General features: G+C 68.5%; 21 protein-coding genes. 18 read left to right on the top strand and 3 right to left on the bottom strand.

Features of this window, described 5'->3' with window-relative positions; genetic code table 11:
- The first annotated feature begins 49 nt into the window (after window positions 1–49).
- From ctaD to CAL11_RS00830, 4 genes are read left to right on the top strand one after another with little or no spacing between them, the layout of a single operon-like run.
- Complete coding sequence (gene ctaD, locus CAL11_RS00815) at window positions 50–1,657, top strand: cytochrome c oxidase subunit I (protein WP_015064812.1); 1,608 nt, start codon at window positions 50–52, stop codon at window positions 1,655–1,657.
- Window positions 1,658–1,690: 33 nt separating this feature from the next.
- A complete protein-coding gene (locus tag CAL11_RS24530) occupies window positions 1,691–1,813 on the top strand; it encodes a cytochrome oxidase small assembly protein (RefSeq protein WP_015064813.1) in 123 nt (40 codons plus the stop codon).
- A 13-nt stretch (window positions 1,814–1,826) separates the two neighbouring features.
- Window positions 1,827–2,051: a DUF2970 domain-containing protein gene (locus CAL11_RS00825; protein ID WP_003815740.1), complete on the top strand. Its 225-nt coding sequence runs from the start codon at window positions 1,827–1,829 to the stop codon at window positions 2,049–2,051.
- Window positions 2,052–2,087: 36 nt separating this feature from the next.
- On the top strand, window positions 2,088–2,963 hold the full coding sequence (locus CAL11_RS00830; protein ID WP_003815738.1) for a cytochrome c oxidase subunit 3: 876 nt from the start codon (window positions 2,088–2,090) through the stop codon (window positions 2,961–2,963).
- Window positions 2,964–3,072: 109 nt separating this feature from the next.
- On the opposite strand, the gene CAL11_RS00835 is transcribed toward CAL11_RS00830, so the two are convergent.
- A complete protein-coding gene (locus CAL11_RS00835) occupies window positions 3,073–3,273 on the bottom strand; it encodes a twin transmembrane helix small protein (RefSeq protein ID WP_003815736.1) in 201 nt (66 codons plus the stop codon).
- A 60-nt stretch (window positions 3,274–3,333) separates the two neighbouring features.
- On the opposite strand from CAL11_RS00835, the gene CAL11_RS00840 reads away from it, so the two are divergent.
- From CAL11_RS00840 to CAL11_RS00860, 5 genes are read left to right on the top strand one after another with little or no spacing between them, the layout of a single operon-like run.
- Complete coding sequence (locus tag CAL11_RS00840) at window positions 3,334–4,080, top strand: SURF1 family protein (protein WP_279629040.1); 747 nt, start codon at window positions 3,334–3,336, stop codon at window positions 4,078–4,080.
- Window positions 4,081–4,105: 25 nt separating this feature from the next.
- Window positions 4,106–4,726, top strand: coding sequence for an SCO family protein (locus CAL11_RS00845; protein WP_086091850.1), 621 nt, complete (start codon window positions 4,106–4,108; stop codon window positions 4,724–4,726).
- A 2-nt stretch (window positions 4,727–4,728) separates the two neighbouring features.
- The gene (locus CAL11_RS00850; RefSeq protein ID WP_086091851.1) at window positions 4,729–5,760 is read left to right on the top strand and encodes a COX15/CtaA family protein; all 1,032 of its coding nucleotides are present in this window, start codon (window positions 4,729–4,731) and stop codon (window positions 5,758–5,760) included.
- A 10-nt stretch (window positions 5,761–5,770) separates the two neighbouring features.
- The gene (gene cyoE, locus CAL11_RS00855; protein ID WP_015064816.1) at window positions 5,771–6,664 is read left to right on the top strand and encodes a heme o synthase; all 894 of its coding nucleotides are present in this window, start codon (window positions 5,771–5,773) and stop codon (window positions 6,662–6,664) included.
- A 19-nt stretch (window positions 6,665–6,683) separates the two neighbouring features.
- Entirely contained in the window at window positions 6,684–7,286 is a 603-nt protein-coding gene (locus tag CAL11_RS00860) for an SCO family protein (RefSeq protein ID WP_015064817.1), read from the top strand.
- Window positions 7,287–7,453: 167 nt separating this feature from the next.
- On the opposite strand, the gene CAL11_RS00865 is transcribed toward CAL11_RS00860, so the two are convergent.
- The gene (locus tag CAL11_RS00865; protein ID WP_015064818.1) at window positions 7,454–7,675 is read right to left on the bottom strand and encodes a DUF3717 domain-containing protein; all 222 of its coding nucleotides are present in this window, start codon (window positions 7,673–7,675) and stop codon (window positions 7,454–7,456) included.
- 127 nt (window positions 7,676–7,802) lie between these two features.
- Here CAL11_RS00865 and CAL11_RS00870 point away from each other — a divergent pair, with 127 nt between their 5' ends.
- The 8 genes from CAL11_RS00870 to CAL11_RS00905 all read left to right on the top strand — a co-directional run bounded on the left by CAL11_RS00870 (window position 7,803) and on the right by CAL11_RS00905 (window position 16,438).
- On the top strand, window positions 7,803–8,447 hold the full coding sequence (locus tag CAL11_RS00870) for a glycine zipper 2TM domain-containing protein (RefSeq protein ID WP_086091852.1): 645 nt from the start codon (window positions 7,803–7,805) through the stop codon (window positions 8,445–8,447).
- Window positions 8,448–8,662: 215 nt separating this feature from the next.
- Entirely contained in the window at window positions 8,663–9,376 is a 714-nt protein-coding gene (locus CAL11_RS00875; RefSeq protein ID WP_086091853.1) for a PhaM family polyhydroxyalkanoate granule multifunctional regulatory protein, read from the top strand.
- Between the two features lie 73 nt (window positions 9,377–9,449).
- Entirely contained in the window at window positions 9,450–10,823 is a 1,374-nt protein-coding gene (glmU, locus tag CAL11_RS00880; RefSeq protein ID WP_086091854.1) for a bifunctional UDP-N-acetylglucosamine diphosphorylase/glucosamine-1-phosphate N-acetyltransferase GlmU, read from the top strand.
- Complete coding sequence (locus CAL11_RS00885) at window positions 10,820–12,205, top strand: MFS transporter (RefSeq protein WP_015064822.1); 1,386 nt, start codon at window positions 10,820–10,822, stop codon at window positions 12,203–12,205. The genes glmU and CAL11_RS00885 overlap by 4 nt, the downstream gene beginning before the upstream one ends.
- A 107-nt stretch (window positions 12,206–12,312) precedes the next feature.
- Window positions 12,313–13,635, top strand: a complete 1,323-nt coding sequence (locus tag CAL11_RS00890) for a UDP-glucose dehydrogenase family protein (RefSeq protein WP_086091855.1) — start codon at window positions 12,313–12,315, stop codon at window positions 13,633–13,635.
- Window positions 13,632–14,693 carry a glycosyltransferase family 4 protein gene (locus CAL11_RS00895; RefSeq protein ID WP_086091856.1) on the top strand — a complete coding sequence of 354 codons (1,062 nt, stop codon included), beginning with the start codon at window positions 13,632–13,634 and terminating at the stop codon, window positions 14,691–14,693. The genes CAL11_RS00890 and CAL11_RS00895 overlap by 4 nt, the downstream gene beginning before the upstream one ends.
- Before the next feature lie 21 nt (window positions 14,694–14,714).
- Window positions 14,715–15,461 (top strand): helix-turn-helix transcriptional regulator, encoded by a 747-nt coding sequence (locus CAL11_RS00900; RefSeq protein ID WP_086091857.1) that lies wholly within the window; start codon window positions 14,715–14,717, stop codon window positions 15,459–15,461.
- A gap of 95 nt (window positions 15,462–15,556) precedes the next feature.
- Window positions 15,557–16,438: a DMT family transporter gene (locus tag CAL11_RS00905; protein WP_086091858.1), complete on the top strand. Its 882-nt coding sequence runs from the start codon at window positions 15,557–15,559 to the stop codon at window positions 16,436–16,438.
- A 6-nt stretch (window positions 16,439–16,444) separates the two neighbouring features.
- Here the strand turns inward: CAL11_RS00905 and CAL11_RS00910 are convergent, their stop codons facing one another.
- Window positions 16,445–16,933 carry an Lrp/AsnC family transcriptional regulator gene (locus CAL11_RS00910; protein WP_086091859.1) on the bottom strand — a complete coding sequence of 163 codons (489 nt, stop codon included), beginning with the start codon at window positions 16,931–16,933 and terminating at the stop codon, window positions 16,445–16,447.
- Window positions 16,934–17,082: 149 nt separating this feature from the next.
- Between CAL11_RS00910 and glmS the strand changes: the two genes are divergently transcribed.
- Entirely contained in the window at window positions 17,083–18,915 is a 1,833-nt protein-coding gene (gene glmS / locus CAL11_RS00915; protein WP_086091860.1) for a glutamine--fructose-6-phosphate transaminase (isomerizing), read from the top strand.
- The last annotated feature ends 42 nt before the right edge of the window (window positions 18,916–18,957 follow it).

Genomic DNA, 18,957 nt, shown 5'->3' on the forward strand with positions numbered 1-18,957 from the left:
CTGCCGGCCTCCTGGACCGAGGCCGGCAATCAGCAGGAAGGAGTCCATCATGAGCAGCGTCACTGTAGACCACGTGTCGCCGGGCCACGGCCACGGTCACGATGACCACCACCACGCCATGCCGAGCGGCTGGCGCCGCTGGCTTTTCGCTACCAACCACAAAGATATCGGGACGATGTACCTCATCTTCTCGTTCTTCATGTTGATGGAAGGCGGCGTGCTGGCCCTGTTGCTGCGCACCGAGCTGTTCGAGCCCGGTCTGCAGTTCTTCCGCCCCGAACTGTTCAACCAGTTCACCACCATGCACGGCCTGATCATGGTGTTCGGCGCCGTCATGCCCGCCTTCGTGGGCTTCGCCAACTGGATGATCCCGCTGCAGATCGGCGCCTCAGACATGGCGTTCGCCCGCATGAACAACTTCAGCTTCTGGCTGCTGCCGGTCGCCGGCATCATGCTGACGGTGTCGTTCTTCGTGCCCGGCGGCGCCACCGCCGCGGGCTGGACGCTGTATGCGCCGCTGTCGGCCCAGATGGGCCCCGGCATGGACCTGGCGATCTTCGCGCTGCACATCATGGGCGCCTCGTCCATCATGGGCGCGATCAACATCATCGTCACGGTGCTGAACATGCGCGCGCCCGGCATGACGCTGATGAAGATGCCGCTGTTCTGCTGGACCTGGCTGATCACCGCGTTCCTGCTGATCGCGGTGCTGCCGGTGCTGGCCGCGGCCATCACCATGGTGCTGACCGACCGCCACTTCGGCACCGGCTTCTTCAACGCCGCCGCCGGCGGCGACCCGGTGCTGTACCAGCACGTGTTCTGGTTCTTCGGGCACCCCGAGGTCTACATCATGATCCTGCCGGCGTTCGGCATCGTGTCGGCCATCGTGCCGGCCTTTGCCCGCAAGCAGCTGTTCGGCTATGCGTCGATGGTGTACGCCACCGCCGCCATCGCCATCCTGGCGTTCATCGTCTGGGCGCACCACATGTTCACCACCGGCATGCCGGTGACCGGGCAGCTGTACTTCATGTACGCCACCATGCTGATCTCGATCCCGACCGGGGTGAAGGTGTTCAACTGGGTGGCCACCATGTGGCGCGGTTCGATGACCTTCGAGACGCCGATGCTGTTCTCGGTGGGCTTCATCTTCGTGTTCACCATCGGCGGCTTCACCGGGCTGATCCTGTCTGTCGCGCCGATCGACATCCAGGTGCACGACACCTATTACGTGGTGGCGCACTTCCACTACGTGCTGGTGGCGGGCTCGCTGTTCGCGCTGTTCGCCGGCACGTACTACTGGCTGCCCAAGTGGACCGGCCGCATGTACAGCGAGAAGCTGGGCAAGCTGCATTTCTGGTCGTCGATGATCTCGTTCAACATCACCTTCTTCCCGATGCACTTCCTGGGCCTGGCCGGCATGCCGCGCCGTTACGCCGACTATGCCGCCCAGTTCACCACCTTCCACCAGCTGGCCACGATCGGTGCGTTCTGGTTCGGCCTGTCGCAGCTGATCTTCCTGTGGGCCGTGGTGCGCTGCTACCGCGGCAAGGGCGAAGTGGCCGCGGCCAAGCCCTGGGAAGGCGCCGAAGGCCTGGAGTGGACCGTGCCGTCGCCGGCGCCGTTCCATACCTTTGAAACCCCGCCCGAAGTAAAGTAAGGCCATCGCACCCCTACGCAGCAAGGCAGTAACATGACTCCTGAGCAACGCCGCCGCAATCGCAATATCGCCCTCATCCTGTTGGCGCTGGTCGCGGCGGTGTTCGTCTGGACTTTTATCCGCGGCGCCGTGCTGTTTGCCGGCGTGACGGGCTGACGGAGGACATGACATGACCGACGACCTGCACAAGCTCAGCCAGCGCAAGCTGAGCTTTTTCCAGACCATGAAAGCCGTGCTGTGGGGCTTTTTCGGGGTGCGCAAGGGTGCGGGCTACCAGGACGACATCGCCAGGCTGAATCCCGTGCATGTCATCGTGGCCGGCCTGCTGGCTGCTGCAATTTTCGTGATCGCCCTGGTGGCGATCGTGCGCTGGGCCGTCGCCGGCCTGGCATGACGCAATAATTCAACAATCTGTACCAGGGAGAAGACCATGAGTGCGAGCCACTCGGTTCAAGGCAAAGAGGCCCCGTACTACTACGTGCCTGCAGATTCCGGGCACCCCGTGCGGACCGCCTTGGCACTGTTGGCCATGGGCCTGGGCGCGGCCGGTTGGGTCAATGGCGCCGTGTGGGGCAAGTGGGTGGTGCTGGCCGGCGTGATCGGCCTGTTCCTCACCCTGTACTTCTGGTTCGGCGACGCCATCCAGGAGTCCGAGAGCGGCTTGTACAGCAAGCGCATCGACGCGTCGTACCGCTGGGGGATGAGCTGGTTCATCTTCTCGGAAGTGATGTTCTTCGCCGGTTTCTTCGGCGCGCTCTGGTATGTGCGCACCATCACCACGCCGTGGCTGGGCGACCTGGACCACAAGCTGCTGCTGTGGCCCGACTTCAACGCCACCTGGCCCAACTTCGGCCCGGCCGGCGTGGTCGAGCACTTCCAGACGGTCGGCCCGTTCTGGCTGCCCACCATCAACACGGCGCTGTTGCTGTCCTCGGGCGTGACGCTGACCATCGCGCACCACGCGCTGCGCGAGAACCTGCGCGGCAAGGCCATCTTCTGGCTGTTCGCGACGGTGACGCTGGGCTTCATCTTCGTGGCCTGTCAGGCCGCTGAGTACATCCACGCCTATGCCGACCTGAACCTGAAGTTCAACTCGGGCGCATACGGGTCGCTGTTCTACATGCTGACGGGCTTTCACGGTTTCCACGTGATCGTGGGCGCCACCATGCTGACCGTGATCCTGATCCGCCTGATCCGGGGCCATTTCACCGCCGACAACCACTTCGGCTTCGAAGGCGCCGCCTGGTACTGGCACTTCGTCGACGTGGTGTGGCTGGGCCTGTACCTGTTCGTGTACTGGTTCTAGACCCGCCGTCGCTGCGCGCCTGGACGACGAATGCCCCCGCAAGGGGGCATTCGTTCGCCAGCAGGGCTATCATGCAGGGCGCGGCCGCGGGAACTCGCGCCGCCGTGCGCTATCTCAATCCCGTGCTTTCTATCCAGCCCAGGTGATGGGCCAGCAGCACGAACAGGAACAGGGCAACCGACAGCCCGATGCGCACCGTCAGCGCATTGACCGTGCGGTTGGTACTGCCTTTGTCCTTCATCAGGTAGACCAGGGCGGATGCCAGGCTGGCGAGAATACCGATGAAGGCCACTATGACTATGACGCGCATGCAGGCCTCCGGCGCAAAACGGAAATTATTGCAGACATGGCTCGACCGCACTCGTGGAAATTGACCTTGGCAGCTTTGCTGCTGCTGGGTATCGCGGCGGCCATTCTCGCATCGCTGGGGCGTTGGCAGCTGCATCGCGCCGACGAGCGCCGCGCCGTGCTGGCCGCCATCGAGGGCGGGCGCGCGCTGGCGCCCCTGGCCCTGGCGCCCGATACGCCGGCGCCGCAGCTGACCGCATGGCGCGCCGCCAGCGCCGAGGGCCAATGGCTGCCGCAGTTCAGTGTACTGCTGGAGAACCGCAATCACGGCGGGCGGCCCGGCTACTGGCTGGCCACGCCGCTGCGGCTGCATGCCGGCGGCGCGGCCGTGCTGGTGTTGCGCGGCTGGCTGCCGCGCGCGCTGGGCGCCGGCCAGGCGCTTTCGGTGCCGGCGCCGCCGGCCGGCCCGCAGGCCATCACCGGCGAACTGATGCCGCGCGTACCCAGGTTGTTCGAGCTGTGGTCGTTCGGTGACGAGCGCGCCGGCAAGCTGCCCGACACCCTGCCGGCGCCCGGAGCGTTGCCGCCGGTGGTGCAGAACCTGCAGCTCGACGACTACGCGCGCGCCAGCGGCCTGACGCTGTTGCCGACGGTGCTGATGCAGACCGGCGAGCACGACGACGGCTTGGCGCGCGACTGGCCCCAGCCCTCGGTCGATTACAACCAGAACATCGGCTACGCCATGCAATGGTTTGCGTTCGCCGGCATCGCCGCCATCGCCTGGCTGGTCGTGGCCGCGCGCGCCTGGCGGCGCCGGCGCCAGGCTTGATCTCTCCCGATACAGGAAAACATACGTGGCCCGCTCTTTCGCTCCTTCCGCGCCCAAGCGCTCGATGCTGCCCCTGGTGCTGGTGTTCCTGTGCGCGCTGGCTCCCGTGCTGGCGGCCGTCATCGTGTACAACAATCCCCAGTGGTGGCCCGAGGACAGCAGCAACTACGGCACGCTGGTGCAGCCGCAGCGGCCCATGCCGGCGGCGCAGCAGCTGCAGCTGACCACCCTGGACGGCAAGCCGTTCGACCCGGCCGGTCTCAAGGGCAAGTGGCTGCTGGGCGTGGCCGACCAGGCCGCCTGCCCCGAGTCGTGCGCGCGCAAGCTGTTCATCACCCGCAACAGCCACGCCAGCCAGGGCAAGAACGTCGACCGCGTGCAGCGCGTCTGGTTCATCACGGACGACGGCGAGGTGCCGCAGAAAGTGCTGGACGCCTATCGGGGCACCCTGATGCTGCGCGCCCGGCCCGAGCAGCTGAACCGCTATCTGCTGGGGCAGGACGCCGCCGCGCCGGCGGCCCTGCTCGGGCCGATCTGGGTCATCGACCCGCTGGGCAACCTGATGCTGCAGTTCCCTCCCGACGCCGACGGGGTCAAGGTGCGCAAGGACCTCAGCAGGCTTCTGTACAACTCGCGCATCGGCTGACCATGGACCGCATCAAGCAGCGTTATCGCAAACTCGTTTTCTTCACCTGGTTCCTGACGCTGGACCTCATCATGTTCGGCGCCTTCGTGCGCCTGACCGATTCCGGGCTGGGCTGCCCCGACTGGCCGGGCTGTTACGGCAGCGTGACGCCGCTGGGCGCCATGTCGGACATCCACCAGGCCGCCAGCAGCATGCCGTTCGGGCCGGTCACCCTGTCCAAGGCCTGGATCGAGATGATCCACCGCTACGTCGGCGCCTTCCTGGGCATGCTGATCATCGCCATCGTCTGGATGGCCTGGCGCTACCGGCGCGAACTGGGCCGCTCGCCGGCCCTGGCCGTCGGCGCGCTGGTGGCCGTGTGCGTGCAGGGCGCGTTCGGCGCCTGGACGGTGACGCACAAGCTGATGCCGGTAGTGGTGACCGCGCACCTGGTGTTCGGCCTGCTAGTGCTGTCGCTGATGACCTGGCTGTCGGCGCGCGAACGGCCGCACGCGCCGCTGTCGCCGCGGGCGCGGCGCTGGCGGCCGTGGATGACGTTCGGCTTCCTTCTGTTGCTGGCGCAGATCACCCTGGGCGGCTGGGTCAGCACCAATTATGCGGCGCTGGCCTGCATGGACTTCCCGACCTGCCATGGCCAGTTGGTGCCGGAGATGGATTTCCATGGCGGTTTTTCGCTGATTCGCGCGCTGGGCGAGTTGCCTTCGGGGGAAATGATTTCCCAGCACGCGCTGACCGCCATCCACTGGACGCATCGCAATTTCGCTTTCGTGGTGTTCGCCTACGTCGGCGTGCTGGCCTGGCGCCTGCGCGCCGAGCCGGGCCTGCGCGGGCCGGCCACGCTGATGCTGGCGCTGCTGGCGGCCCAGCTGTTCACCGGGCTGACCACCATCTTCTTCCAGTGGCCGCTGCTGATCGCGGTGTTGCACAATGGCGGGGCGGCCGGGCTGACCCTGGCCGCCGTGGTCATCCTGGTGCGCCTGGCCGACGCGCCGCAAGCCGCCGGGGTGGTCCGGCCCCAATTCGATCGCGTTTAGAATAGCGACCATGTCCAGTCTTGCTGCCCCCCAAACCGGATTGCTGCGCCAATACCTCGTCCTGACCAAGCCGCGTGTCACGCAGCTGGCGGTATTCTGCGCGGTGATCGGTATGTTCCTGGCCGCGCCTGGCATGCCGGATCTGAGCCACGTGGTGTTTGGCACCCTGGGCATCTGGCTGCTGGCCGCCGCGGCATTCGCCATCAACTGCCTGATCGAGCAGGAGGTCGACGCCCGCATGCTGCGCACCGCGCGGCGCGCGACGGCGCGCGGCACCATCTCGGACATCCAGGTGCTGAGCCTGTCGGGCCTGCTGGGCGGCGCGGGCATGCTGGTGCTGTACCACCTGGTCAACCCGCTGACCATGTGGCTGACCTTCGCCACCTTCGTCGGCTACGCCATCATCTACACCGTCATCCTCAAGCCGCGCACGCCGCAGAACATCGTGATCGGCGGCCTGTCGGGCGCCATGCCGCCGGCCCTGGGCTGGGCCGCGGTGGCCGATTCCGTGCCGGCCGAGGCCTGGGTGCTGGTGCTCATCATCTTCATCTGGACCCCGCCGCATTTCTGGGCGCTGGCGCTGTACCGCAACAACGACTACATCAAGGCCGGCCTGCCCATGCTGCCGGTGACGCACGGCCAGCAATTCACGCGGCTGCATATCCTGCTCTACAGCTTCGCCCTGCTCGCCACCACCTTGCTGCCGTACGCCATCCGCATGAGCGGCGTGCTGTACCTGGCCAGCGCGCTGGCCCTGGGCGGCATGTTCGTCTGGTATGCATGGCGCCTGTATCGCGAATACAGCGATGCGCTGGCGCGCCGCCTGTTCCGCTTCTCGATCCTGTACCTGGCGCTGCTGTTCGGCGCGCTGCTGATCGATCACTGGGTCGGCCTGCTGCGCTGACTGTAGGAGGGTTGTTTCGATGTTCGCCTTTACTTCCGTACGCCGCCGCGCGCTGCAAGCCGTAGCCGCGGTGGGCGTGGCCGCGCTGCTGGCCGCCTGCGGCGAAAGCGCGCCGGCCTTCAAGGGCAGCGATATCACCGGCACCCAACTGGGCAAGAAGCTGGCGCTGGTCGACCACAACGGCACGCCGCGCACCCTGCAGGACTTCGCCGGCAAGGCGGTGGTGGTGTTCTTCGGTTTCACCCAATGCCCCGACGTCTGCCCGACCTCGCTGGCCGAGCTGTCGCAGGTCATGAAGCAGCTGGGGCCGGACGCCGACCGCGTGCAGGTCCTGCTGGTTACCGTGGACCCCGAGCGCGACACGCCCGAAATACTCAAGCAGTATGTAACGACGTTCGATCCGCGCTTCCTGGGCCTGACCGGCACGCCCGAGCAGATCAAGCAGGCCGCCGCGTCGTTCAAGGCCTATTACGCCAAGGTACCGACCCAGGACGGCGCCAACTACACCATGGACCATACCGCCGCCTTCTACCTGTTCGACGGCAAGGGCGAATCGCGCGTACTGGCCACCAACACCGCCGGCGCCGAAGCGCTGGCGCACGACATCAAGGCCTTGCTGTAAACGCGGGGTGTCCGTCCCCGCATGAGGACTGACATCTGCGGAAGGATGTGCCTGTCCCCGTTGGGACAGGCACGCCGTCGTACGCCACAACGCTTGCCTGGCAAGCGGTTTCTGTCCCCGCATGGGGGCTGATACCCGCGGACGCCCAAAGCGCCCGGCCGCGCGCCTTATTGCCGGCTGTCCAGCCACGCCTGGTAGGCGGCGCGGGCGGCTTCGCTCAGCTCGGCGGGGGCGATGTCGCGGCGATGGCCGATGATCATCAGCGCATAGGGGGTGGCCAGCGCGGCGGCCTGGGCGCAAAGGCGGGACTCGTCGCCCTGCGAGGGCTCGCGGTGGCGCCAGTAATTGATGGCTTGTTCCAGTTCGGGCAGGGTGATCGGCGTATCCATCGTGGCATTGTCCCAGAATTGCCAGGGCAGAGAATGGCGTATTCTTTGCAAAGGGTCACCATCGCAATACGCGGAAACGCCGCGGCGGTGCTATACAACGGGCCGTAGTCGTTGCCGGAGAACCGACATGAATCGTCCCTCAGAATCCGCGCCCAGGCGCAGGCTGCACCCATTGCTGGGCGCCGCGGCCGTTTCCGTCATCATTCTCAGCGCGGTCGCCGTGGCGGCCATGACGGGGGTCTTGCCCAACCTGTCGGCCGGCTCGTCGCGGCAGGAGGCCGCCTCGGCGCAGGAGGCCGCGCTGGCCGGGCCGGAGGCCGCCAATGTGGCGCCCGCGCCGGGCCAGGCGTCCCAGTCCGCCCGGAAACCGGCCCAATCCGCCCAGCCGGCCCAGCAGCCGGCCCAGGCCGGCGCGGCGGCTTGCGCCACCTGCGGCGTGGTCGAGGGCATCCGCACCGTGCAGGTGCCGGTGCGCGATGACAGCAATCATCTGATCGGCACGGTCGCCGGCGGCGTGGTTGGCGGCGTGGTGGGCAACCAGTTCGGCGGCGGCCATGGGCGAGACGCCCTGACCGTGCTGGGCGCGGTGGGCGGCGCGCTGGCCGGCCGCGAAGTCGAGCGCAATATCCGTGAGCAACAGACGGTGACGCATTATGAGCTGACCGTGCGCATGAGCGACGGCAGCCGGCGCCAGTTCCGCAGCGCCCAGCCCTTCGCGTTTGCCTCGGGCGATCCGGTGCGGGTCGAGAACGACCAGCTGCTGCCGGGCTGAGTCCGCGGCCGGGGCGCCCGGATACAGGTGCAAAGAATTCGCAGCATGGCGAGCGGCCGTTCCGTGGCAGACTTGCGGCCAGCGGCGTAGGTCATCCGGCGTTTTGGCAGGGGCTGGAATCGAGCGTAATATCGGGCAGCGATAATGCGGGTCGCATACCGGCCCGCCATATGTCGATAACGGGCCGGCGCGCCCCAGCCATCGCAGGAGACCGAATGAGCGACTCGCACACCAATCCGTTCGTGCTGCCCGGGATGGGCCAGAATTCGGATCTGTCCGGCAACCCCCTGTTGGCGAGCATGGAAATGATGCGCCAGGCGTGGGCCGGGCTGGCGGGCCCGGGCGGTCTGACCCAGGCTCTGCCCATGACGGTGCCCATGAACCTGGAAGACCTGGACCGCCGGATCAACGAGCTGCGCAGCGTCGAGAACTGGCTGCGCCTGAACCTGTCGATGCTGTCGAGCTCGATCCAGGGGCTGGAGGTGCAGCGCGCCACCATCGCCACGCTGCGCTCGTTCGTCGACAGCGTGTCGTCGGCCGGCGCCGACGAGGCCGCGGGGGGCGCTTCGCCGCTGGAAGTGGCGCTGGGCCTGAAGCCGGCGCCAAAGGGCGGCGGCGCGCCAGGCGGCCAGGCGGCTGGCCCGGCGGCCGCGCCGGCCGGCGAGGCTGAGGCCGTTCCTCCCTCCATCAACGCGGCGGCCCAATCGGCGTCGCAGGCCTGGTGGGACCTGATGCAGCAGCAATTCAACAACCTGGCCGCGGCCACGGCCGCGTCGATGCCGGCCCCGGCGGGCGAAACGCCGCCGCCGGGCGCGGCGGGGGGCGTCCCGCCCGCCGCCGGCAAGCCCAAGGCGGCGCGCAAGAGCGCCGCCAAGCCGCGGGCGCCGCGCAAGCGGGCGCCCGCCAAGGGCGCGGCGGACAAACCGTAGCGCGCCGCCACGCCCTGGCGTCGCCGCGCCTGCCGAATTTCGCGTTTACTGACTTTGGATATCTCAGGTTTCTATGCTTAATGTAGTGATACTCGCCGCCGGACTGGGCAAGCGCATGCAGTCCGATCTTCCCAAGGTGCTGCATACCCTGGCCGGCCGGCCGATGCTCGATCACGTCATCGGCAGCGCGCGGCAGTTGCAGCCGGCGCGCATCATCGTGGTGGTCGGGCACGGCGCCGATCGCGTCAAGGCGGCCTTCGACGGCCAGCCCGGCCTGCAGTTCGCGCTGCAGCAGCCGCAGCATGGCACCGGCCATGCCGTGCAGCAGGCGGCGCCGCAATTGCTGGAAGGCGACGGCGAGGACGACGTCACCCTGGTGCTCTATGGCGACGTGCCGCTGGTGCAGCCTGCCACCTTGCAGAACCTGCTGCAGGCGCGCGGCCGCGGCGTCGCGGTGCTGACCGAGGTGCTGGCCGATTCGACCGGCTACGGCCGCATCGTGCGCGACGCGCAGGGCCAGGTGTGCCGCATCGTCGAGCACAAGGACGCCAGCGAGGCCGAGCGCGCCATCAAGGAAGTCAACACCGGCATCTTGGCCGCGCCCACGGCGCGCCTGAAGGACTGGCTGGGCCGCATCACCAATGACAATGCCCAGGGCGAGTACTACCTGACCGACGTGGTCGGCCTGGCGGTGGGCGACGGCGTGCCGGTGGGCGCCGCGCAGCCTGGCGCCGGCTGGGAGACCCTGGGCGTGAACAGCCGCGTGCAGCAGGCCCAGCTGGAGCGCGCCTGGCAAAGCGAGCTGGCGCGCCGCCAGCTGGAGGCCGGCGTCACCCTGGCCGATCCGGCCCGCTTCGACGTGCGCGGCACGCTGACCTGTGGCCGCGATGTCTTCATCGACGTGGGGTGCGTGTTCGAGGGTACGGTTACGCTGGGCGATGGCGTGCGGGTGGGCCCGCACTGCGTGCTGCGCGACGTGGCCGTGCAGGCCGGCGCGCGCATCGAGGCGTTCTCGCACCTGCAGCAGGCCAAGGTGGGCCAGGAGGCGGTGGTCGGCCCGTATGCGCGGCTGCGTCCCGGGGCCGACCTGGGCGAGCGCGCGCACGTGGGCAACTTCGTCGAGATCAAGAACAGCGTGCTGCAGGCCGACAGCAAGGCCAACCATCTGGCCTATATCGGCGATGCCGACATCGGCGCGCGCGTCAATGTGGGCGCGGGCACGATCACCTGCAACTACGACGGCGTGAACAAGCATCGCACGGTGATCGAGGACGATGCCTTCATCGGTTCCGATACCCAGCTGGTGGCTCCGGTGCGCGTGGGCAAGGGGGCGACCCTGGGGGCCGGCACGACGCTCACCAAGGATGCGCCGGCCGGACAGCTGACCATTTCGCGGGCGCGCCAGAGCACCATCGAAGGCTGGAAACGCCCGGTCAAGAAATCGTGATCGGCGAGGATGCGTCCGCCGCCCGGTGCGGCTCTCGCAACTCGCCGCCCGATGGGCTGCCCACGCCGCGCCGGTATTGGGCCGCCGCCACTGTCCTGACCGGCATGAGCCTGGCGGTGCTCGATGCCACCATCGCCAACGTGGCGCTGCCGACGATCGCGCGCGACCTGAATGCCGCGCCTTCCGATGCCGTATGGGTGATCAACGCCTATAACGTGGCGGTGGTGGTCATGCTGCTGCCCATGTCGGCGCTGGCCGAGCGCGTGGGCTTTCGACGCATGTTCACGTTCGGCCTGCTGCTGTTCACCCTGTCGTCGCTGGCCTGTGTGTTCGCCGGGCAGCTGTGGCACCTGACGCTGGCGCGGGTCTGCCAGGGCGTGGGGGCGGCGACGCTGATGTGCATGTTCGGCGGGCTGGTGCGCAACATCTACCCGCTGCGCATGCTGGGCCGCGGCATCAGCATCAACGCCACGACGGTGGCCATCATGTCGGTGCTGGGGCCGACGCTGGGTTCGCTGATCCTGTCGGTGGCCTCGTGGCGCTGGATCTTCGCCGTCAACCTGCCCATCGGCATCGTCATCATGTGCGGCCTGCGGTTCCTGCCCGAGGTGCCGCGCAACAATATGCCGCTGGATTGGCTGAGCGCGCTGCTGGCCATGCTGACGCTGGGCATTTTCATTTCGGGCGTGGACCTGCTCGGGCACGACGTGCTGCGCGGCATCGGGATGATCGCCGTGGCCGTGGCCATCGGCTGGCTGCTGGTGCGGCGCGCCAGCGGCCAGACGGCGCCGCTGGTGCCGGTGGACCTGTTGCGCATCCAGTCGGTGGCGTACGCCGTGGCCGCCTCGGCCTGTACCTTCGCCGCGCAGATGGCCTCGTACGTGGCGTTGCCCTTCTATTTCCAGCAGGTGCTCGAACGTCCCTACCTGCAGATCGGCCTGCTGATGGCGGCCTGGCCGGTGGGCACGGCGGTGGTGGCGCCGGTGGCCGGACGGCTGTCCGACCGCTACGCGGCCTCGACGCTGAGCGGCGTGGGGGCCGGCATCATGGCGCTGGGCATGGCCTGCCTGACCCTGCTGCCGACCACGGTGTCCAACCCCTGGATCATGGCCGGCATGTTCCTGACCGGGCTGGGGTTCGGCCTGTTCCAGACGCCCAACAACCGCGCCATGCTGTCGTCGGCGCCGCGCCAGCGCAGCGGGGCGGCCGGCGGCGTGCAGGCCACCACCCGGGTGTTCGGCCAGAGCTTCGGCACCGCGCTGGTGGCCATCGCCTTCAGCGTCTATCCCCAGCACGGGCCCACGCTGGCCCTGGCGCTGGGCACGGTATGCGCGTCGCTGGGCGTGGCGGTCAACGTGGTGCGCCGGCGCGCCGAAGCGTAGGGGCCGCCCCAGGGGGGCGCCCGCGCTGGAGCGGCGCCCCACTACTTCTATAATGCCCGCAGTGCGGCGGATGGTCCGCTGACGCCGCGTATTGCGAGGTTGCAGGCATGAAAATCACAGTCGTTGGTACCGGCTATGTCGGGTTGGTGTCGGGCGCGTGCCTGGCCGATATGGGCAACGAGGTGCTGTGCCTGGACACGGACGCCGCCAAGGTGGCGATGCTGCGCGAAGGGCGCATTCCCATCTACGAGCCGGGCCTGGAAGACCTGGTCAAGCGCAACGTGGCGGGCGGCCGCCTGCGGTTCACCGACGACATCGCCGCCAGCGTGGCGTTCGGCGACGTCCAGTTCATCGCCGTGGGCACCCCGCCTGGCGAGGATGGCTCGGCCGACCTGCAATACGTATTGGCGGCGGCGCGCAGCATCGCCCGCCACATGACGACCCGCAAGGTGGTGGTGGACAAGTCCACCGTGCCGGTGGGCACCGCCGACAAGGTGCGCGCGGCCATGCGCGAAGTGCTGGCCGAGCGCGGCGTGGACGTGCCGTTCAGCGTGGCGTCCAATCCCGAGTTTCTCAAGGAAGGCGCGGCGATCAACGACTTCATGAGCCCCGACCGCATCATCGTGGGCGCCGACGACGAGCACACCATCGACACCATGCGGCGCATCTATGCGCCGTTCCAGCGCACCCACGAGCGGGTGATGGTGATGGACGTGCGCTCGGCCGAGCTGACCAAGTACGCCGCCAACGCGATGCTGGCCACGCGCATCTCGTTCATGAACGAGATGGCCAACCTGGCCGAGGCGCTGGGCGCCGACATCGAACAGGTGCGGCGCGGCATCGGGGCCGATCCGCGCATCGGCTACCACTTCCTGTATCCGGGCATCGGCTATGGCGGCTCGTGCTTTCCCAAGGACGTGCAGGCGCTGATGCGCACCGCCGGCGAGCATGCCCTGCCCATGCGCGTGATCGAGGCCGCCGAGACGGCCAACCAGGCGCAGAAGCTGCGGCTGGCGGACAAAGTGGTCGCGCGCTATGGCGCGGACCTGCAAGGCCGCACCTTCGCGCTGTGGGGCCTGGCCTTCAAGCCCAACACCGACGACATGCGCGAGGCGCCCAGCCTGAGCACCATTGCCGACCTGACGCGGCGCGGCGCGCGCATCCGGGCCTATGACCCGGTGGCCATGCCGCAGGCCGTCAAGGTTCTGGACGACAATCCCGCGGTCGAACTGGTCGACGACATGTACCAGGCGCTCGACGGCGCCGACGGCCTGCTGATCGCTACCGAGTGGAAGGTGTTCCGGGCGCCCGACCTGACGCGCGTCAAGCAGATGCTCAAGGCGCCGCTGATCATCGACGGGCGCAACCTGTATGTGCCGGCCGACATGCGCGCGCAGGGCTTCGACTACCAGGGCATAGGCCGCGCATGAGGATCCTGCAGCTCAACTTCGAGAAAGGCTGGCGCGGCGGCGAACGTCAGACGCTGTACTGCATGCGCGCCTTCCGCAAGGCCGGCCACGATGTCGAGCTGCTGTGCCGCGCCGGCGGGCCCTTGCAGGCGCGCGCGGCCGAGGAAGGCTTCGTCACGCATGGCCGGCGCAACGTGCCAGGCCAGCTGGGTTTCCTGGCCAGTGCAGGCGCAAGCTACGACATCCTCCACGCCCAGACCGCCAATACCGTGACCTGGGCCGTGCTGACCAAGGCGCTGCACCGCCGGCCGGTGGCGTTCTCGCGCCGCACTTCGTTCGTGGTCGAGCCCAACGAAGCGTGGAAGACCGGCTTCAAATGGCGCCGGGTCGACCTGTTCGTGGCGATCAGCGAGATGGCCGCCGGCGAGCCGCGCCGCCTGGGCATCGAACCGGTCATCATTCGCAGCGCGGTCGAGCCGCACGTCATCGATCCGGCCAACGTCGAGCGGCTGGCGAGCGAATTCGCCCTGCAAGGCAAGAAGGTGCTGGCCACCTCGGCGGCGCTGATCCACGACAAGGACCCGCTGACGCTGGTGCGGGCGGTCGGCGAGCTGGCGCGCCAGCGGCAGGACTTCGTGTTCCTGCATTTCGGCGCGGGCGGCGACCGCGAGGCGCAGGCGCGCGCCGAGGCGCAGGCCCTGGGCCTGGATGGCGTGTATGTGTTCGCGGGCTTTCGCAAGGGCGTCGAAGACTTCTACAGCATCATGGACGTGTTCGTCATGAGTTCGCTGGAAGAGGCCCTGGGCAGCAGCGTGCTGGATGCCTTCCTGCAACGCGTGCCGGTGGTATCGACCGACGCCGGCGGCCTGAAGGAAAGCCTGGCCGACGGCCGCGGCGTCCTGTGCGCCGTGGGCGATCATCATGCGCTGGCCGCCGGCATGGCGCGCTGCCTGGACGACGCGGCGTTTCGCGCCGATGTGACCCAGCGCGCCTACGATTACGTGCGCACCGAGCACGACGTCACGGAAATGGGCCGGCGCTACCTGGCCCGATTCGAGCAATTGCTGGCGCGGCGCTAGCCGACGCCCTGGAGCGCTGCGATGGAAACGGCCACATTCGGATTGCGGTCCTATCGCGGCGAAACCAGCCGCCACGCCCATCCCTGCCATCACCAGCTGATCCTGCCGCGCGGCGGCGGCATGCTGCTGTCGGCCGCCGGCCGCGAAGGGCGCGTGACCGGCGCCTGGGCGGCGCTGGTGCCGGCCGGCGAATCGCACGCCTTCCAGGCAGATACCGGCGCCGCTTTCCTGGTGCTGGACCTGCCCGCCGCCGCCAGCCCGTTCGATACCGATACCCTGCACCGCCTGGGCGAACAGGTGTTCTTCCCGCTGCCGCCGGCGGCCTGGCATCTGGCCGAGGCCGCCGGCGCGCAGGCGGCGCACGCTCCGCAGCGGCTGGCCGGCGGTTGGCGCGACTGGGCCGCGCTGCTGGGCCAGGCCCTGGGCGATGCGCGTCCGCCCCGCCCCGCGGCGGTGCTGGCGCGGCTGCACGCCTGTGTCGAGGCCGAACTGGCCCGGCCGCTCACGGTCGCCGAACTGGCGCGCCGCGCTGGCGTCAGCGAGCGCGCGCTGCAGGCGGTCTGCCGCGCCGAACTGGGCGTGGGGCCGCATGGCTATGTCATGCAGCGCCGCCTGGCGCGCGCCCGCACGCTGCTGGCGCAGACTGCCTTGCCGCTGGCCGAGGTGGCCGCGGCGGCCGGCTATGCCGACCAGAGCGCGCTGGCGCGTGCCGTGCGCGCCGGCTGCGGCATGACGCCGCTGCAGTACCGGCGCGGCCAGCGCGGCTGAACTCGCGGGTTTTGCCTAAACCCGCGCCATTGCTTCAAGACAGGGCGCGCGCGGGCGGGTAGCGTGGCGCGACCAACCTGATTGGAGCGCCTTCCATGCACGTTTCCGTCCTGTCCGGCGCGCAGCCGGCGCGCCGAGCCGCCAATGGCGCCGGCGTCGCGGCCATCCTGCTGTGGGCGTCGCTCGCCCTGATGACCGCGACGGCGCAGGGCCTGCCGCCGTTCCAGTTGCTGGCCGCCAGCTTCGGCGTGGCCTTCGCGCTCAGCGCCGTCCTGCTGACCGCGCGGCGCGCCTGGGGGCGGCTGCGCGCGCCCGCCGGCGCCTGGCTGCTGGCCGTCGGCGGCATCTTCGGCTACCACGCGCTCTACTTCTATGCGCTGGGCAACGCGCCGGTGGCCGAAGCCAGCCTGATTGCCTACCTCTGGCCCCTGCTGATCGTGCTGTTCGCGCTGCGCGGGGCCGGCGGCGCGCGGCGCTGGCGCGCGCTGGCCGGCGCCGCCCTGGGTTTCGCGGGCACCGCGCTGCTGGTCTGGCAGCGCGCCGGCGGCGCGCCCGGGACGGACGCGGGCGCGGATGGTTATCTCGCCGCCCTGGGCTGCGCGTTCGTCTGGTCGGGGTACTCGGCGCTCAATCGCCGCTATGCCGACGTGCCCAGCGACATGATAGGCGGCGTGTGCGGCGTGGTGGCGCTGGCCGGCGGGCTTTGCCACCTGGCCTTCGAGCAGACCGTGGCGCCGTCGGCGGCGCAGTGGTGGGCCATCGTGGGGCTGGGCATCGGGCCGGTCGGGCTGGCCTTCTTCGCCTGGGATTACGCCACCAAGCGCGGTTCGCTGCCGCTGCTGGGCGCGCTGTCATACCTTGCGCCGCTGGTCTCGACCCTGCTGCTGATCGCCACCGGCGCCGCCGCGGCCGGCTGGGGGCCGGTGCTGGCGGCCCTGGCCATCATCGGGGGAGCCTGGCTGGCGACGCGGCGGTGACGCCGGCTACCCGCCGATCTCGATGCGCGTCTCGAACTTGGCGCGGTGCACGGAGAAAAAGGTGCGCACGTTGCGCACATTGGCCTGGGCGGTGAACACCCGGTGCGCCAGGGCGTGGTAGGCCGGCATGTGGGCCACCTGCACGATCACCACGAAGTCCGGACCGGGCGAGACGCGATAGCACTGCAGCACCGCCGGTTCGTCCAGCAGGCTGGCCTCGAACTCGGCCAGGCGTTCGGCCGCCTGCACGTCCAGCGTGATTTCCACGATGGCCGTCAGCGTGCTGCCCACCTTGGCCGGCGCGACGATGGCCACCTGCTTTTCGATCACGCCCTCGTCAACCAGGCGGCGCACCCGGCGCAGGCAGGTCGGCGGCGAGGCGTGCACGCGCGCGGCCAGCTCCTGGTTGGTCAGGGAGCAGTCGCGCTGCATCTGGTCGAGGATGCGGCGGTCCAGTTCATCCAAAGGGACGGAAGGATTAGGCGTGTTTTGCATAATTAATTCAAAATAACGCTCTGGAAGAAATTATATTTAATCACGTTTCTGTAAGAAAATAACCTTCCAAAATTCGTAGAATTAAGAAATCTAATTTCTCGCCGGGCAGCGCACAATGCGTCCGAACCTGAATTCTTAGGAGTCCACCCATGTGCGGCATTGTTGGCGCCGTCGCCCAGCGCGACATCACCCCGATCCTGATTGAAGGCCTCAAGCGCCTCGAGTACCGCGGCTACGATTCGTGCGGCGTCGCCCTGTACATGGACGGCCACCTGCGGCGCACGCGCAGCACCAAGCGCGTGGCGGAGCTGTCCGAGCAGGTCGCCGAGGACAAGCTGGGCGGCTTCACCGGCATCGCCCACACGCGCTGGGCCACGCACGGCATTCCCGCCACCTACAACGCCCACCCGCATTTCTCGGCGCAGGGCAAGGACGAGCCGCGCATCGCGCTGGTGCACAACGGCATCATCGAGAACCACGAAGAGCTGCGCCAGGAACTGCAGGGCGTGGGCTACGTGTTCGAAAGCCAGACCGACACCGAGGTGATCGCGCACCTGGTCAACCACCTGTACGCGGGCGATCTGTTCGAGGCGGTGCAGCAGGCCGTGCGCCGCCTGCAGGGCGCCTACGCCATCGCCGTGTTCTGCCGCGACGAGCCGCACCGCGTGGTCGGGGCCCGCCAGGGTTCGCCGCTGGTGGTCGGGCTGGGCCAGAACGAGAACTTCCTGGCTTCCGACGCCCTGGCCCTGGCCGGCACGACCGACCAGATCATCTACCTGGAAGACGGCGACGTGGTCGACCTGCAGCTGGCCCGCGTGTGGATCGTCGACCAGGCCGGCAAGCAGGTCGAGCGCAAGGTGCACACGGTGCAGGTGCATACCGGCGCGGCCGAGCTGGGCCCGTACCGCCACTTCATGCAGAAAGAGATCTTCGAGCAGCCGCGCGCCGTGGGCGACACGCTGCAGGACATCGAGTCGATCACGCCCGAGCTGTTCGGCGACGGCGCGTACAAGGTCTTCAAGGAGATCGATTCGCTGCTGATCCTGGCCTGCGGCACCAGCTACTACGCCGGCCTGACCGCCAAGTACTGGATCGAGTCGATCGCCCGCATCCCGGTGGCGGTGGAAATCGCCAGCGAGTATCGCTACCGCGACAGCGTGCCCAACCCCAATGCGCTGGTGGTCACCATCTCGCAGTCGGGCGAAACCGCCGACACGCTGGCCGCGCTCAAGCATGCGCGCTCGCTGGGCATGCAGCACACGCTGACGGTGTGCAACGTGGCCACCAGCGCCATGGTGCGCGAGTGCGAGCTGGCCTACATCACCCGCGCGGGCGTCGAGATCGGCGTGGCGTCGACCAAGGCCTTCACCACGCAGCTGACCGCGCTGTTCCTGCTGACGCTGGCCCTGGCGCAGACGCGCGGCCGCCTCACCGAGGAGCAGGAGGCCGAGCACCTGAAGGCCTTGCGCCACCTGCCCGCGGCCATTGGCGCGGTGCTGGCGCTGGAGCCGCAGATCATGGCCTGGGCCGACCGTTTCGCGTCCAAGGAAAACGCGCTGTTCCTGGGGCGCGGCATGCACTATCCGATCGCGCTGGAAGGCGCGCTCAAGCTGAAGGAAATCAGCTATATCCACGCCGAGGCCTATCCGGCCGGCGAACTCAAGCACGGCCCCCTGGCGCTGGTGACCGAGCACATGCCGGTGGTCACGATCGCGCCCAAGGACGCGTTGCTGGAGAAGCTGAAGTCCAACATGCAGGAAGTGCGTGCGCGCGGCGGCGAGCTGTACGTGTTTGCCGACGCCGACAGCAAGATCGCCAACGCCGAAGGCATGCACGTGATCCGCATGCCCGAGTACTACGGCGCGCTCTCGCCCATCGTGCACACGATCCCGCTGCAGCTGCTGTCGTACCACACGGCGTGCGTGCGCGGCACCGACGTGGACAAGCCGCGCAACCTGGCCAAGAGCGTGACGGTGGAGTGAGAGGGCAAGACAGGCCGCATGACAGCGGCCTGTTTTTTTGGG

This window comes from Bordetella genomosp. 6, from assembly GCF_002119705.1.
Classification (GTDB): domain Bacteria; phylum Pseudomonadota; class Gammaproteobacteria; order Burkholderiales; family Burkholderiaceae_B; genus Bordetella; species Bordetella bronchiseptica_F.